At 72.1% G+C, this 15,372-nt stretch carries 14 protein-coding genes; 9 read left to right on the top strand and 5 right to left on the bottom strand.

The window, feature by feature from the left end; genetic code table 11:
• Nucleotides 1-1,571 (bottom strand): DEAD/DEAH box helicase (locus ACZ4SW_RS25240; protein ID WP_468250006.1); only part of this gene is annotated, 1,571 nt, incomplete at its 3' end.
• Nucleotides 1,572-2,057: 486 nt separating this feature from the next.
• Between ACZ4SW_RS25240 and ACZ4SW_RS25235 the strand changes: the two genes are divergently transcribed.
• Nucleotides 2,058-2,804 carry a ferritin-like fold-containing protein gene (locus tag ACZ4SW_RS25235; RefSeq protein WP_468250004.1) on the top strand — a complete coding sequence of 249 codons (747 nt, stop codon included), beginning with the start codon at nt 2,058-2,060 and terminating at the stop codon, nt 2,802-2,804.
• A 312-nt stretch (nt 2,805-3,116) separates the two neighbouring features.
• On the opposite strand, the gene ACZ4SW_RS25230 is transcribed toward ACZ4SW_RS25235, so the two are convergent.
• The 4 genes from ACZ4SW_RS25230 to ACZ4SW_RS25215 all read right to left on the bottom strand — a co-directional run bounded on the left by ACZ4SW_RS25230 (nt 3,117) and on the right by ACZ4SW_RS25215 (nt 5,138).
• Entirely contained in the window at nt 3,117-3,386 is a 270-nt protein-coding gene (locus ACZ4SW_RS25230; protein ID WP_468250001.1) for a hypothetical protein, read from the bottom strand.
• A gap of 199 nt (nt 3,387-3,585) precedes the next feature.
• On the bottom strand, nt 3,586-3,813 hold the full coding sequence (locus tag ACZ4SW_RS25225; protein WP_103843673.1) for a DUF3107 domain-containing protein: 228 nt from the start codon (nt 3,811-3,813) through the stop codon (nt 3,586-3,588).
• A 195-nt stretch (nt 3,814-4,008) separates the two neighbouring features.
• Nucleotides 4,009-4,653: a TetR/AcrR family transcriptional regulator gene (locus tag ACZ4SW_RS25220; protein ID WP_468249997.1), complete on the bottom strand. Its 645-nt coding sequence runs from the start codon at nt 4,651-4,653 to the stop codon at nt 4,009-4,011.
• Between the two features lie 263 nt (nt 4,654-4,916).
• A complete protein-coding gene (locus ACZ4SW_RS25215) occupies nt 4,917-5,138 on the bottom strand; it encodes a hypothetical protein (RefSeq protein ID WP_468249995.1) in 222 nt (73 codons plus the stop codon).
• 216 nt (nt 5,139-5,354) lie between these two features.
• Between ACZ4SW_RS25215 and ACZ4SW_RS25210 the strand changes: the two genes are divergently transcribed.
• The 8 genes from ACZ4SW_RS25210 to ACZ4SW_RS25175 all read left to right on the top strand — a co-directional run bounded on the left by ACZ4SW_RS25210 (nt 5,355) and on the right by ACZ4SW_RS25175 (nt 15,369).
• Nucleotides 5,355-6,422, top strand: coding sequence for an alpha/beta fold hydrolase (locus ACZ4SW_RS25210; protein ID WP_468249993.1), 1,068 nt, complete (start codon nt 5,355-5,357; stop codon nt 6,420-6,422).
• Between the two features lie 8 nt (nt 6,423-6,430).
• Nucleotides 6,431-7,738 carry a DUF3152 domain-containing protein gene (locus ACZ4SW_RS25205; protein WP_468249990.1) on the top strand — a complete coding sequence of 436 codons (1,308 nt, stop codon included), beginning with the start codon at nt 6,431-6,433 and terminating at the stop codon, nt 7,736-7,738.
• 56 nt (nt 7,739-7,794) lie between these two features.
• Nucleotides 7,795-7,887: an Ms4533A family Cys-rich leader peptide gene (locus tag ACZ4SW_RS25200; RefSeq protein WP_468249986.1), complete on the top strand. Its 93-nt coding sequence runs from the start codon at nt 7,795-7,797 to the stop codon at nt 7,885-7,887.
• A gap of 211 nt (nt 7,888-8,098) precedes the next feature.
• Nucleotides 8,099-9,811, top strand: a complete 1,713-nt coding sequence (locus tag ACZ4SW_RS25195) for an ABC transporter substrate-binding protein (protein ID WP_468249984.1) — start codon at nt 8,099-8,101, stop codon at nt 9,809-9,811.
• Between the two features lie 2 nt (nt 9,812-9,813).
• Entirely contained in the window at nt 9,814-10,839 is a 1,026-nt protein-coding gene (locus ACZ4SW_RS25190; protein WP_468249980.1) for an ABC transporter permease, read from the top strand.
• The gene (locus tag ACZ4SW_RS25185; protein ID WP_468249977.1) at nt 10,836-11,834 is read left to right on the top strand and encodes an ABC transporter permease; all 999 of its coding nucleotides are present in this window, start codon (nt 10,836-10,838) and stop codon (nt 11,832-11,834) included. Before ACZ4SW_RS25190 ends, ACZ4SW_RS25185 begins: the two co-directional genes overlap by 4 nt.
• Nucleotides 11,831-13,429, top strand: coding sequence for a dipeptide ABC transporter ATP-binding protein (locus ACZ4SW_RS25180; protein ID WP_468249973.1), 1,599 nt, complete (start codon nt 11,831-11,833; stop codon nt 13,427-13,429). The genes ACZ4SW_RS25185 and ACZ4SW_RS25180 overlap by 4 nt, the downstream gene beginning before the upstream one ends.
• Before the next feature lie 212 nt (nt 13,430-13,641).
• Nucleotides 13,642-15,369, top strand: coding sequence for a DUF3492 domain-containing protein (locus ACZ4SW_RS25175; protein ID WP_468249969.1), 1,728 nt, complete (start codon nt 13,642-13,644; stop codon nt 15,367-15,369).
• Nucleotides 15,370-15,372 lie beyond the last annotated feature (3 nt).

The raw sequence follows: 15,372 nt of genomic DNA, 5'->3' as shown, positions 1-15,372 counted from the left end.
GCCGCGGTGGCCTCGGGCGCGGCCTGGACCGCTTCCGCGGCCTTGCGGGTGCGGCGGCGGCGTGGCTTGGTCTCCGTGCCCTGAACCGTCTCCACGGCCGTCACCGCCGCCTCGGCGGCCTCCGGAGCGGTCGGCTCCGCGGTCACCGGCGTCACCGGCACCGCCGCCTCCACCGGTGCACCGCCGCGCATGCGGCGACGCCGCCGGGGGGTACGGCGTTCCGCCGACTCGGTCGCCTCCGTCGCGGCCGTGTCCGTGCCGGCCGGCGTCTCCAGCGGCTCACCATTGCGCGTACGGCGCCGACGGCGCGGCGTACGCGCCGGACGCTCGCCCTCTGCGGAGACGCCGGGGGAGCGGCGGCCGCGCGACCCTCGGCCGCCCGTCTCGCCGAGGTCCTCCAGCTCCTCCGCCGCAAGCCCCGCGCGCGTGCGCTCGGAGCGCGGCAGGACACCCTTCGTGCCCTCGGGGATACCCAGGTCCGCATAGAGGTGCGGCGAGGTGGAGTACGTCTCCACCGGGTCGTTGAAGTCCAGCTCCAGCGCCTTGTTGATCAGCTGCCAGCGCGGGATGTCGTCCCAGTCGACCAGCGTGATCGCCGTACCCGACGCGCCCGCGCGGCCCGTACGGCCGATGCGGTGCAGGTACGTCTTCTCGTCCTCGGGCGACTGGTAGTTGATGACGTGCGTCACGCCCTCGACGTCGATGCCGCGCGCGGCCACGTCGGTGCAGACCAGCACGTCCACCTTGCCGTTGCGGAACGCGCGCAGCGCCTGCTCGCGCGCGCCCTGCCCGAGGTCGCCGTGGACCGCGCCGGAGGCGAACCCGCGGCGCTGCAACTGCTCGGCGATGTCGGCCGCCGTCCGCTTGGTCCGGCAGAAGATCATCGCCAGCCCGCGGCCCTCGGCCTGCAGGACGCGCGCGACCATCTCCGGCTTGTCCATGGAATGCGCGCGGTAGACGAACTGCTTGATGTTGGCGACCGTCGCGCCCTCGTCGTCCGGCGCGGTGGCACGGATGTGCGTCGGCTGCGACATGTAGCGGCGGGCCAGACCGATCACCGCGCCCGGCATCGTGGCCGAGAACAGCATGGTCTGCCGCTTGGCCGGAAGCATGTCGATGATCTTCTCGACGTCGGGCAGGAAGCCCAGGTCGAGCATCTCGTCGGCCTCGTCGAGCACCAGGCACTTGACGTGCTTCAGGTTCAGCTTCTTCTGGCCGGCGAGGTCGAGGAGACGCCCGGGGGTGCCGACGACCACGTCGACGCCCTTCTTCAGGGTCTCCACCTGGGGTTCGTAGGCCCGGCCGCCGTAGATCGCGGTGACCCGTACGTTGCGCACCTTGCCGGCGGTCAGCAGGTCGTTCGTCACCTGGGTGCACAGCTCGCGCGTGGGGACCACGACGAGCGCCTGCGGCGCGTCGGTGAGCGCCTCGGGCTTGGCGCGGCCCGCCTCGACGTCGGCGGGGACGGTGACCCGCTCGAGGAGCGGGAGGCCGAAGCCGAGGGTCTTGCCGGTACCGGTCTTGGCCTGGCCGATGACGTCGGTGCCGGAGAGGGCTACCGGGAGTGTCATCTCCTGGATGGGGAAGGGATTGACGATGCCGACGGCTTCGAGGGCTTCGGCCGTCTCGGGAAGGATCCCGAGGTCTCGGAAAGTGGTAGTCAGGGTGCTGCCTCTTCTGTGTGGGCGGCGCGAGGCGAGCGCGGGGGTCGTGACCGTGCCGGATGACGTCGGCCTGCTTGGGGGACGGGCCTGTGGCACGGGACCACGCCGACGCTCCAGCGCTCGTACCGCTGAGGGTCCCTCCGGACGCATACGTCAGGTGCCGTACGCCCGAGGAGGGCTGTCGGGTCGGAGCCGATCGGGCCACCGACCGGGCATCCTCATACATGCGGCCCGTCGAGATACACCGTCTTCATAGACGTGCGTACTCAGCAGGCGCATTACCACTGTACCCCGGAATCGTGCACTCGCGGTGGCCGATTCGGTCACGTAGCCGTCGTCACACTGATTGACCAGGGACTTCCACGGGGCGGCGGGCGGGCTATTGTGCGCTTCATGACGACGCCTGACAACGCCCCCGACAGCCCCGAGGCCCCCGCCGGACCCACCGGAGTGGCCGCCCAGGACTGGGCGACCGCCTCCGTCGACCCGCAGTACCGTGCCGCGATCGTGGACCTGCTGGGCGCGCTCGCGTACGGGGAGCTGGCGGCGTTCGAACGGCTCGCGGAGGACGCGAAGCTCGCGCCGACGCTGACGGACAAGGCGGAGCTGGCGAAGATGGCGTCCGCCGAGTTCCACCACTTCGAGCGGATCCGGGACCGGCTCAAGGAGATCGGGGCCGAGCCGACGGAGGCGATGGAGCCGTTCGTGGCGGCGTACGACAGCTTCCACAAGCAGACGGCGCCCTCCGACTGGCTGGAGGGGCTCGTCAAGGCCTATGTGGGCGACTCGATCGCGAGTGACTTCTACCGCGAGGTCGCGGCCCGCCTCGACGCCGACACCCGCGAACTCGTCCTGGCCGTCCTCGACGACACCGGGCACGCCGACTTCGCGGTGGAGAAGGTGCGCGCCGCGATCGAGGCCGAACCGCGTGTGGGCGGCCGGCTCGCGCTGTGGGCACGGCGGCTGATGGGCGAGGCGCTGTCGCAGTCCCAGCGGGTGGTGGCCGACCGGGACGCGCTGTCGACGATGCTGGTGGGCGGTGTCGCGGACGGCTTCGACCTCGCGGAGGTCGGCAGGATGTTCTCCAGGATCACCGAGGCCCACACCAAGCGGATGGCGGCGCTCGGCCTGGCCGCCTGACGCCTCCGGCCGCCGGGACGCCCCGGCCCGGGCACCCTCTCCGTCCGGCCGCCACCGCACACTGCGGCGGCGGCCGGACGTATGACGTGAGCCGCGCGGCGCCCGTCCGGCGGGCGCGGCTCCCGAGGAGTGCCGCGCTGAGGGCCTGGGTGCCGTGCGGCCGGAGGGCCTCACAACGGCCGGCGTGTCAACGACGTGCGGCGGGGCGTTTCTCCCGCGGGACATCGCGCGGGGTGGGCGCCGCCCCACTCGAGGTGTCCCGGCCGTCGCCGTTCCCGGCGGCCGGCCTCGGAGCGGGCCCGGCGGCGGCGCTCAGGCCGTCGCCGAGTGGCGCCGCAGTCTTTCCGCCGGCCTCAGCAGCAGGGACAGCGACGCCGCCGAGACCACCAGCGCCCCGACGAGGATCACCGGGAGAGCCGCCGGGCCCAGCGCGCTGTGGGTGAGGAAGGCACCGAAGAGTGCCCCCGCCGCACCCGTCGACAGCACCAGGGCGCGGCTCGGCAGACGGTGCGGCAGCCGGCGTGCGGCCACCCAGGCCAGGGCGATCCCGAGGACGGCGGAGCCGAGCGCTTCCAAGAGCATGACGAGGTTCCCTCCCGCACGGCTGCTGCCTGGGCAAATCGGTCGTAGCCGGTACTACCCGCGGCGCGCGGAACACAATCATCCCCTGTGGAGCGGATGTGCTCCGTCTGTGTGGTCTTCGCGCGGCACATTCCCCGGACAGCGGAAGGGGCCCGGCGGCACACGCACCGCCGGGCCCCTTCCGCTGCTCCGTCCGGAACTACAACGCGCCGAAACCCACCTTGCGCGGGGTGGGCTCGCCGATCTCCACGTAGGCGAGACGCTCGGTCGGGACGAGGACCTTGCGGCCGTGCTCGTCCACGAGGGACAGCAGCTGCGACTTGCCGGCCAGCGCCTCGGACACGACGCGCTCGACCTCCTCGGCACTCTGCCCGCTCTCCAGAACGATCTCGCGGGGCGCGTGCTGCACGCCGATCTTGACCTCCACGGCTTTGTCCCTCCGACGGTCAGTGATGTGCGCGGCCGTCCGCGCCGTACCAGCACACATTAGCCCGGTGAGGGGACGTGCACGCTCCGCTCCGGCACGCCAGGAGCGAACACCGGCCGGGAACAAAACAGCCGTACGGCCCCGCCCGGTGGTGTCCGGACGGGGCCGCAACGGCGTCGATCGGGTCCCGAGGGGTCAGTGGTGCTGATCGCTCCCGTGCAGCGGGAAGCCCGCGATGCCCCGCCACGCCAGCGAGGTCAGCAGCTGTACCGCCTGGTCGCGCGGCACGCTGCGGTCGCTGTGCAGCCAGGAGCGCGCCACCACCTGGGCGAGGCCGCCGAGCCCCGACGCCAGCAGCATCGACTCGGCCCGCGACAGACCGGTGTCCTCGGCGATGACGTCGCAGATCGCCTCCGCGCACTCGTTCGCGACCTTGTCGACACGCTCGCGCACGGCGGGCTCGTTCGTCAGGTCCGACTCGAACACCAGCCGGAAGGCACCGCCGTCGTCCTCCACGTACGTGAAGTACGCGTCCATGGTCGCCCGAACGCGCTGCTTGTTGTCGGTCGTCGACGCCAGCGCGTTCCGTACCGCCTGCAAAAGGGCCTCGCAGTGCTGGTCCAGCAGAGCCAGGTAGAGGTCGAGCTTGCCCGGGAAGTGCTGGTAGAGCACCGGCTTGCTGACGCCGGCGCGGTCGGCGATGTCGTCCATCGCGGCCGCGTGGTAGCCCTGGGCCACGAAGACTTCCTGCGCGGCGCCCAGCAGCTGGTTCCGTCGGGCACGGCGCGGCAGGCGCGTGCCTCGCGGGCGTGCCGCCTCTGTCTGCTCGATGGCTGTCACGCCGCCTCCCAAAATCGTCCACATGCGGTGTGCGCCGCGCCGCCATCGTACTTTTGGGTAACCGTGCTGTGCGCGGTGCGAACGCAGAATTTCACGGACCGGACGGTGGCGAAAGCCGTACCGAACGCGCCAAGTGCGGGCAGACCCCGTGAACGGACGCCCCGGCACCGCACGACGGCTCGCGGTCGCTCACCGATCGCACCCGTCCCCTCACTCCACGTGGTCGTCGTCGTACCTCACCGATCTCGCCGCCCACCGAGGGCTCACCGGTAGTCGTCCTCGTCGAGGGCGACGACGCGCGCCTGCTCCGCGAGGTCCGCTTCGTTGGCCTGCAGGGTGTCGTCCTCGGTCGGGGTCTCGTCCCGCTCGGGGGCCAGTTCCGCGTGCTGTTCGGCGGCGTCGTTCTCCGGGGCCTCCACGTCGAGTTCGGCGGCGTCGTTCGCGTCGTCCTCGAACGTCTCGGGATCAGTGGGGTCTACGGCCATGGTGGGCTCCCTTCCTAGAACTCCTGGAACGTCCCCCGAAGAGGCGGGGTCCATGTGCGGGTGCCCTGCTACGAGCCTAGGAGACACGGGATCCGGACGCTATGTGTGGTGAGGCCCTTTATCGGGTGCGGGAAACTCTTCACGCCGGGCCCCCCGGCCCGTCGTTGTGACGGCGAACACATGAACCACTGCGTGATCGTCTCGTAACATTGCCGCATGTCTTCCACCGAGTTGCCGTCCGTCCCGGCCGCCAATGTTCTCCCCAAGGTGGCGCCCGTCAGGGTCGAGGAAGGCGAGCGACTCCGGTCGGTGGCGCTGCCCGGGATCACGCTGACGGTGCGCTCGAGGCCACCACGGCGCGAGGGGCTGCCACCCGCGCTGTACGTCCACGGCCTCGGGGGGTCATCCCAGAACTGGTCGGCGCTGATGGCGCTGCTCGACGGGCACGTCGACGGCGAGGCGGTCGACCTGCCGGGCTTCGGCGACTCGCCGCCGCCGGACGACGGCAACTACTCCGTCACCGGGCACGCGCGCGCGGTCATCCGCTACCTGGACGGGGCCGGACGCGGTCCCGTGCACCTGTTCGGCAACTCGATGGGCGGAGCCGTCGCCACCCGCGTGGCGGCCGTCCGTCCCGATCTCGTGCGCACGCTCACGCTCGTCTCGCCCGCGCTCCCCGAGATCCTCATCCAGCGGGGCGCCATCCCCACGGGCCTGCTCGCGCTGCCCGGGGTCACCGCCCTGTTCACCCGGTACACCCGGGACTGGACGGCCGAGCAGCGCGTCCGCGGGGTCATGGCCCTGTGCTACGGCGACCCTGGACGGGTCACGCCGGAGGGCTTCCGCAACGCGGTGGAGGAGATGGAGCGGCGGCTCAGGCTGCCGTACTTCTGGGACGCGATGGCCCGCTCGGCACGCGGCATCGTGAACGCCTACACGCTGGGCGGGCAGCACGGGCTGTGGCGCCAGGCGGAACGGGTCCTCGCGCCGACGCTGCTGGTCTACGGCGGCCGGGACCAGTTGGTGTCCTTCCGCATGGCCCAGCGAGCGGCCCGGGCCTTCCGCGACTCGCGCCTGCTGACCCTGCCGGAGGCGGGCCATGTCGCGATGATGGAATACCCCGACGTGGTGGCCGCCGCGTTCCGTGAACTCGTCGCCGACACCGGCGAGTCGGGCGAGGACCCCGCGAGCGCGGGTACGGCGGCGACGGGCGGGACCTCCACCGGGGCCTCCGCCCGGGAGACGGCGAGCGACGACACCGGTACGGCGGACACGAGGAGCTGAGACGCGGCGTGGGACGACACAGCCGCAAGGGGCGGGGCGACGGGGCGAGCGGCGACGCCGGGGCGGTGCCGGGCATACCGGCGGCGGACGGACCGGCACGGGGCGCGGTGGCCGGCGCCACCCGGCCCAGGGCCGAGGCGGCGCCCGCCCGGGACACCCGGCGCTCCGCCGAAGGCACCCCCGCCCATGGCGTACCCCGGCTCCCCGACGGTGCCCCCCAGGTCCGCGGCGGTCATCCCGAGCATCGTGAAGGCGGCGGGGCCTGGGGCGACTTCGGGGCCGGTGGGGCCCAAGGCGTGCCGCACCGGCGTGCCGTGCCCCGTGTCCCGCGCCAGCGGTCGCTGTCCGGCCCCCGTCAGGAGTACCTCGACGCCTTCGACGAGGACGAGGACGTCTTCACACCCCGTCGTCCCGGCCGTGCCCCGCACGCACCTTCTCCCGACGAACGGCACCCCGGCGCGGAGACCCACGAGGAGGCGGCGCCCGCCGGGACCCGCGAGGCCGCGCGCAGCACGGGCGGCAGGGGGCGCACGTACGCCGGGATCGCGGCCGCCGCCGTGGTCACCGTGCTCGCGGTCGTCGCCGCCGGCCAGTTCGTCACCGGGCAGCACCGCGGCGCCGCACCGTCCCGTTCGGTCACCGACCGGGCCCGCGACACCTCCGGCCCGGTCACCGGCGCCGACCCCACCGCCTCCGTCTCGCCCGGCGCCACCCGGTTGACGTACGAGCAGGCGATGGACAGGAAGTACCCGCTCAGCGCCACGCTGAAGGGGCCCGGCACGTTCTCCGCGGTGCCCGGCATCGCCAAGGCGCCCGGCACCGGACGCAAGTACACCTACCGCGTGGACGTCGAGAACGGCCTCGGCCTCGACGGGGAACTCTTCGCCCAGGCCGTGCAGAAGACCCTCAACGACGACCGCAGTTGGGCCCACGACGGCGCGCGCACCTTCGAGCGCGTCCACTCCGGCAAGCCCGACTTCGTGATCACGCTGGCCAGCCCCGGCACCACCGCCGCCTGGTGCGCCAAGTCCGGCCTCGACACCACGGAGGACAACGTCTCCTGCGACTCGGCCTCCACCGAGCGCGTGATGATCAACGCCTACCGCTGGGCGCAGGGCTCGACGACCTACGGTGACGCGATTCACGCCTACCGCCAGATGCTGATCAACCACGAGGTGGGCCACCGTCTCGGCCACGGCCATGTGACCTGCGACAAGAACGGCGAGCTCGCCCCGGTCATGCAGCAGCAGACCAAGTTCCTCGACCACGACGGAATCCACTGCCTTCCCAACCCCTGGCCCTATCCCGGGAGTTGACGGGCGCGGCTCTCGTCACATTGACACGCGCCGAAAGTTCGTTCATATTTCTGCCCATGTCGTCCCGTCATGCCTCCTCTCGCGCCGCCATCGAGCTGGCGCTCATCGGCGTGACCGCACTCTGCGTGGCCGACATCCACTGTTGCTGACGCCCGCCTCAGGCGTTCGCGTCGCGATGCTCACCTCTCTTGTGTGATCTTGCTTGATCTCGCGCGATCTCGCGTGACCCGTCGGCATGCGCCGACCGATGCGCGTTTTCTCGCCGACCCGGCGCCAAGGCAGACGTCCGCCCAGATCCGTCTCACATTTCCGTCAGTCCGTCTCGTATCGCGAGACGAATTTCGAGAGGTCGTCATTCCGATGCGTCAACCGTCCCTCACAGCGCGCCGTGTGGCAGCGGCATCCGTCAGCCTGGTCGTGGCAGCGGGCGCCGCCGCCTGCGGGCCGAAGGACAACGATGCCAAGGGCGCCGGTGGCGACTCCACGCCGCACAAGGGCGGCACGCTGACCGTCCTGAACTCCGACCCCCAGCAGGACTTCGACCCGGCCCGCCTGTACACCTCCGGCGGCGGCAACGTCCCCTCCCTCGTCTTCCGCACGCTCACCACCCGCAACCGCGCGAACGGCGCGGCCGGCGCCAAGGTCGTCCCGGACCTCGCCACCGACACCGGGCGCCCCAGCAAGGACGCGACCGTGTGGACGTACACCCTGAAGAAGGGCCTGAAGTACGAGGACGGCACGCCGATCACCTCGGCCGACATCAAGTACGGCATCGAGCGCTCCTTCGCCCCCGAACTCTCCGGCGGCGCCCCCTACCTGAGGGACTGGCTGGTCGGCGCGGCCGACTACCAAGGCCCGTACAAGGACAAGAAGGGCCTCGACGCCATCGAGACCCCGGACAGCCGGACCATCGTCTTCCACCTGAACAAGCCCGAGGGCGAGTTCCCGTACCTGGCCACGCAGACCCAGTTCGCGCCCGTCCCGAAGGCCAAGGACACGGGTACCAAGTACGAGGAGCACCCGATCTCCTCCGGCCCGTACAAGGTCGTCCAGAACCAGAACGACGGCGAGCGGCTCGTCCTGGAGCGCAACACGTACTGGTCGGGTGACGACCAGCGCAAGGCCTACCCGGACAAGATCGACGTACGCTCCGGGCTCGACTCCTCGGTGATCAACCAGCGGCTGTCGGCGTCCCAGGGGGCGGACGCCGCCGCGGTCACCACGGACACCAACCTCGGCCCGGCCGAACTCGCCAAGGTGACCGGCGACAGGGAACTGGCCTCCCGCGTCGGCACCGGCCACTTCGGCTACACGAACTACCTCGCGTTCAACCCGACGGTGAAGCCGTTCGACAACGCCAAGGTGCGGCAGGCCGTCTCGTACGCCATCGACCGGTCGTCGGTCATCAACGCGGCGGGCGGCTCGGCACTGGCCGAGCCCGCCACGACCTTCCTGCCCGACCAGAAGTCCTTCGGCTACACGCCGTACGACCTCTTCCCGGCGGGCGCGACCGGCGACCCGGCCAAGGCCAGGGAGCTGCTGAAGGAGGCCGGTTACAAGAACGGGCTCACCATCACGCTCACGCATTCCAACGCCAAGAACTTCGAAACCAGCCCGGAGATCGCCACCGCCGTCCAGGACGCCCTGAAGAAGGCCGGCATCACGGTCAAGCTCCAGGGTCTGGAGGACAACGACTACAAGGACAAGATCCACAATGTCCGGACCGAGCCCGGCTTCTTCCTGGCCCACTGGGGCGCCGACTGGCCCTCCGGCGGCCCCTTCCTGGCCCCGATCTTCGACGGCCGGCAGATCGTCAAGGACGGCGCCAACTTCAACACCGGCCTGCTGAACGACACGTCCGTCAACAACGAGATCGACGCGATCAACAAGCTGACGGACCTCGACGCGGCCGCCGAGCGCTGGGGCGCACTGGACAAGAAGATCGGCGAACAGGCCCTGGTCGTCCCGCTGTTCCACCCGGTCTACAAGCGTCTGTACGGCAAGGACGTCAAGAACATCGTGATCAGCGACTGGACCGGTGTTCTGGACATCTCGCAGGTCGCGGTGAAGTAGTCGTGAGCGAGGCACTGCTCACCTCCCGGCCCCCCGGGACGGACACACCCGTCCCGGGGGCCTCGGGGGCCCGTCTGTTCTGGCGGCGGCTGCGCGCCCAGCGCGCCGCCCTCGTCGCGGCGGCCGTCGTCGCGCTGCTCGTCCTGGTCGCCCTCGCCGCGCCGCTGCTCACCGCGCTCGAGGGCCAGGACCCGACCACGTACCACCCGGGTCTCATCGACTCGGCGCGCGGCGGCGTCCCCATCGGGTCGTTCGGCGGCATGAGCGGCGACCACTGGCTCGGCGTCGAACCGCAGACCGGCCGCGACCTGTTCGCCCGGCTCGTGTACGGCGCACGGGTGTCGCTCGGCGTGGCACTCGCCGCCACGGTGGTCCAGGTCCTGCTCGGTGTCGTCATGGGCATCGCAGCCGGACTCGGCAACCGCTGGGTCGACCTGGTCCTGAGCCGGATCACCGACATCTTCATCTCCATGCCGCTGATGATCATGGCGCTCGCGCTGCTGGCGATCGTCCCGGGCAGCTTTCCGCGGCCCGTGCTCGTCGCGCTCATCGTCGGTCTCGTCTCCGGCTGGGGCACGCTGTCGAAGATGGTGAGAGCCCAGACGCTGACGCTCAAGGGACTCGACTACGTCTCCGCGGCCCGGCTCAGCGGCTGGAACACCGCCCGGATCGCCCGCCGTGAGCTGCTGCCCGGCCTCGCCGCGCCCGTCATCACGTACGCCGCGCTCCTCGTGCCGCAGAACATCTCCGTCGAAGCCGCCCTGTCCTTCCTCGGCGTGGGCGTGAAGCCGCCGACGCCGTCCTGGGGACAGATGCTCACCGCCGCCGACGTCTGGTACCAGGCGGCCCCGCAGTACCTGCTGCTGCCCGCCGGCGCGCTGTTCCTGACGGTGTTCGCGCTCACCGTCCTCGGCGACGGCGTGCGCACCGCGCTCGACCCGCGCGCGGCCTCGCGCCTGCGCGTCGGAACCGGACGCAGGCGGGAAGCCGGAGCGGAAGCCGTCACGCGGAAGGAGGAGCGGGCATGAACGGCCTCCCCGGCTTCGTGCTGCGCCGTGTCATCGGCGCGGTGGTCACCCTGTTCGCCCTGTCGGTGATCATCTACGTCGTCTTCTACGTCACTCCCGGCAACGTCGCCCAGATCACCTGCGGACCGCGCTGCTCACCCGAACAGGTCCACCAGGTCGCCCGTCAGCTCCACCTCGACGACCCCCTGTCCCTGCGCTACTGGCACTTCCTGGAAGGCATCTTCGCCGGCCAGGACTACTCCACGGGCACCGCCGTCGCACACTGCCCGGCGCCCTGCCTCGGCCTGTCGTACCAGAGCGACCAGCAGGTCACCGACATCCTCCTGGCGAAGCTGCCGGTCAGCTTCTCGCTGGTGCTCGGCGCGATGGTGATCTGGCTGCTCCTGGGCATCGGCACCGGAGTGCTGTCCGCCTGGCGCCGCGGCAGGCTCACCGAGCGGGCCCTGACCGCGATCACACTCGCCGGCGTGGCCACACCCGTCTTCGTCATCGGCCTGATCCTGATGATCGTCGTCTGCGGCCAGCTGCAACTGCTGCCCTTCCCGCAGTACGTCGGCTTCACCGACGATCCCGAGCAGTGGGCGTGGAACCTGCTGCTGCCCTGGCTCTCCCTCGCCCTGATCGAAGCGGCCAACTTCGCCCGCCTGACCAGGGCATCGATGCTGGAGACGCTGGCCGAGGACCACATCAGGACGTTCCGCGCCTACGGGGTCGGCGAGCGTTCGGTCATCGCCCGGCACGCGCTGCGCGGAGCCTTGGCGTCGGTCATCTCCCTGAACGCCGTCACCTTCGGCTCGGCCGTCGGCGGCGCCGTGCTCACCGAGACGCTCTTCGGACTGCCCGGCATCGGACAGGAACTGGTCCACGCGGTGAACGTGGTCGACCTGCCGGTCGTCGTCGGCATGGTCCTGGTGATCGGTTTCTTCGTCGTCCTGGCCAACGCCGTCGCGGACGTCCTGTACGCGGTGGCCGACCGACGGGTGGTGCTCGCATGAGCCTGGTGGAAGTCAAGGACCTGACCGTCGAGTTCGGCTCCGTGCGCGCCGTCGACGGCCTCTCCTTCCGGCTGGCGCAGGGCGCCGCCCTGGGCCTCGTCGGCGAGTCCGGGTCCGGCAAGTCGACCGTCGCCTCCGCGCTCCTCGGCCTGCACCGCGGCACGGGCGCCCGGGTGGGCGGCTCGATCAGGGTCGCCGGCACCGACGTGCCGCAGGCGTCGGACGACGAGCTGCGGCGGCTGCGCGGCGGCAGGGCCGCGATGGTCTTCCAGGACCCGCTGTCGTCCCTGGACCCGTACTACGCGATCGGCGACCAGATCGCCGAGGTGTACCGGGTGCACACGCGCGCGTCCCGGCGGGCCGCACGCGCGCGTGCCGTCGAGGTGCTGGACCGGGTGGGCATCCCGGACGCCGCACGGCGGTCCCGCTCGCGCCCCCACGAGTTCAGCGGCGGCATGCGCCAGCGCGCCCTGATCGCGATGGCGCTCGCCTGCGAACCCGCCCTGCTGATCGCCGACGAGCCGACCACCGCGCTCGACGTGACCGTCCAGGCCCAGATCCTCGACCTGCTGCACACGCTGCGCGCGGAGACCGGGATGGGACTGCTCCTCATCACACACGACGTGGGCGTCGCCGCCGAGAGCGTCGACGAGGTGCTCGTCATGCGGCACGGCAGGGCCGTCGAACACGGCGCGGTCGCCACCGTGCTGGGGGAGCCCCGTGCGGAGTACACCCGCGAACTGCTGGGCGCGGTGCCGCGGGTCGACGCGCCGCGGGCTGCCCGGAGCGCCGCGTCGGACGAGGTCGTCGTCGAGGCCGCGGGGCTGCGCCGCGAATTCGGCAACGGCAGGCGGAAGTTCGCCGCCGTCGACGACGTGTCCCTGACGGTGCGGCGCGGCGAGACCCTCGGCATCGTGGGGGAGAGCGGCAGCGGGAAGACCACCCTGGGGCGCATGCTGGTCGGCCTGCTGGAACCCACGGCCGGCGAGGTCCGCCACGACGGCACCGCGCGGGCAGGGGTGAACCCGGCCGTGCAGATGGTCTTCCAGGACCCCGTGTCCTCCCTCAACCCCCGGCGCAGCATCGGCGAGTCCATCGCCGACCCGCTGCGGGCCCGAGGGGAGCGGGGGGACGAGCAGCGCATCCGGGAGCGGGTGCGCGAACTGCTGGAGCGCGTGGGCCTCGACGGGGCGCACTACGACCGGTACCCGCACGAGTTCAGCGGCGGCCAGCGCCAGCGCGTCGGCATCGCGCGGGCGCTCGCCGCCGAACCGCGCGTCATCGTCTGCGACGAGCCGGTCTCCGCGCTGGACGTCACCACCCAGGCGCAGGTCGTCGCCCTGCTCGGCGAGTTGCAGCGCGAACTCGGGCTCGCCCTCGTGTTCATCGCCCACGACCTCGCCGTCGTACGCCAGGTCAGCGACCGGGTCGCGGTGATGCGGCGCGGGCGGATCGTCGAGTACGGCCCCGCCGACGAGGTCTACGAGTCGCCCCGGGACCCCTACACCAAGCAACTCCTGGCGGCCGTACCCACGCTGGACCCGGCGGTCGCGGCCGAACGGCGCACCGCCCGCAGGGAGCTCACCGCCGCCTGACCCGGCCGAACGCGAGCCGATGAACACCCGGGCCCTGCCCTCAGGGCTTAGCGCGATCGAACGCGATGCGTACGGGAAAGTTACGACCGTTCACCCCTTTTGGTGGCGCGACGGACAACCGTCCGTCGCCCCACCGCCCCCTCCGCGTACGTTCGTCCCGCTGCGGGCCGCCGGTCGACGGCGGCTCCCTACGGGAGATCGGGGGTGCACACGTGCGCATCGGACTGCTTACGGAGGGTGGCTATCCGTATGTGAGCGGTGACGCCAGGCTCTGGTGCGACCGGCTCGTGCGCGGACTTCGGCAGCACGAGTTCGACGTCTACGCGCTCTGCCGCACCGAGCGGCAGGAGGCCGAGGGCTGGATCCCGCTGCCGCCGCACATCGGCCGGGTGCGCACGGCACCCCTGTGGACCGCGCAGGACGACGGGGCCGCCCACGGGCGCCGGGCGCGGCGACGGTTCGCCGAGGCGTACGGGGAACTGGCCGCCGCACTGTGCACGGTGCCGGAGCCGGCGACGCAGGAGGCGTCAGAACCGGTCGGCCCCGAGGCGGACCGTTTCGGCACCGCCCTGTACGCCCTCGCCGAACTCGCCCGTGACGAAGGCGGCCTGGCCCGCGCACTGGGCTCCGAGACCGCCCTGCGCGCCCTGGAGGCCGCCTGCCGCGCACCGGGCGCCCTGAGGGCGGCGCGCGGGGCGGGCGTCCCCGACCTCCTGGAGGTCGCCGCACACGTCGAACGCGCCCTGCGCCCCCTCTCGCTCGACTGGTACGAGGACGACGCACTCGGCTCCGTCGACCTCTGCCACGCCACCTCGGGCGGTGCCGCGGCCCTGCCCGGGCTGCTCGCCGGGCACTTCGCGGGCATCCCGCTGCTGGTCACCGAGTACGGCGTGCGGCTGCGGGCGCACTACCTGGGAGCGACGGACGAGCCACGCCCGGTGCGCGCGCTGCTCGCCTCCTTCGAGCGCCGGCTGGCCGCCGAGGTGTACCGGCGGGCCGCCTGCGTCACGCCCGGCAACGCCCACGCCAGGCGCTGGCAGGAGCGGTGCGGCGCCGACCGCGCCAAGGTGCGCACGGTCTACCCCGGCATGGAGGCGTCCCGCTTCACGGAGGTGGGCGAGGCCGCCGACCACGCGGACCCGCACACCCTGGTCTGGGTCGGCCGCATCGAGCCCGCCAAGGACCTCATCAGCCTGCTCCACGCCTTCGCGGAGATCCACAAGGCCGAACCGAAGGCCAGGCTGCGCATCGTGGGCACCGCGACGGGCGCCGAGGGCACGGACTACCTCGGACACTGCAGGGCCCTGGCCGCGCAGCTCTTCCCGGACGAGGCGGAGGGCGTGCACGCCGTCGGCGACAACCCCGTGTCCTTCGAGGAGGTCGGCGGCCCGGAGGCGCCCGACCTGGCGGAGGCGTACGCGGCCGGTGCGGTCGTCGTCCTGTCGAGCGTCGTCGAAGGGTTTCCGATCAGCCTGGTGGAGGCCATGTTCTGCGGTCGCGCGACGGTGTCCACGGACGTGGGGGCGGTGGTGGAGGTCATCGGCGGCACGGGCCTCGTCGTCCCGCCGCGCAACCCGCGGGCGCTCGCGGAGGCGTGCCTGGCACTGCTGCGCGATCCCGCGCGCCGCGAGCGCCTCGGCGCAGCCGCCCGCGCACGAGCCCTCGAACTGTTCACCGTCGAGCAGAACGTGGCGGCATTTCACGGCATTTACCTGGAGATCGTCTCCCACGCGCCGGTACGGCGGGTCGTGGTCGACGACGCGGGCGCACCGCTGCCCTTCGGAGCACCCGCGGAAGCCCACCTGCCCGGCCGCTGGACCGAGCCCCGGCTCCCCCGCGCCCTACCCCGCTGGGCGGGCGCACCGGGCACCCCGCCCCCGCCCGCACGCGCCACCGTCGGGCCCCAGGCACCCGTTCCGGCAGCGGAGGGCGCGCGATGAGAG

Source organism: Streptomyces sp. NPDC028331 (genome assembly GCF_055565775.1).
This window is presented reverse-complemented; position numbering and strand designations above follow the sequence as displayed.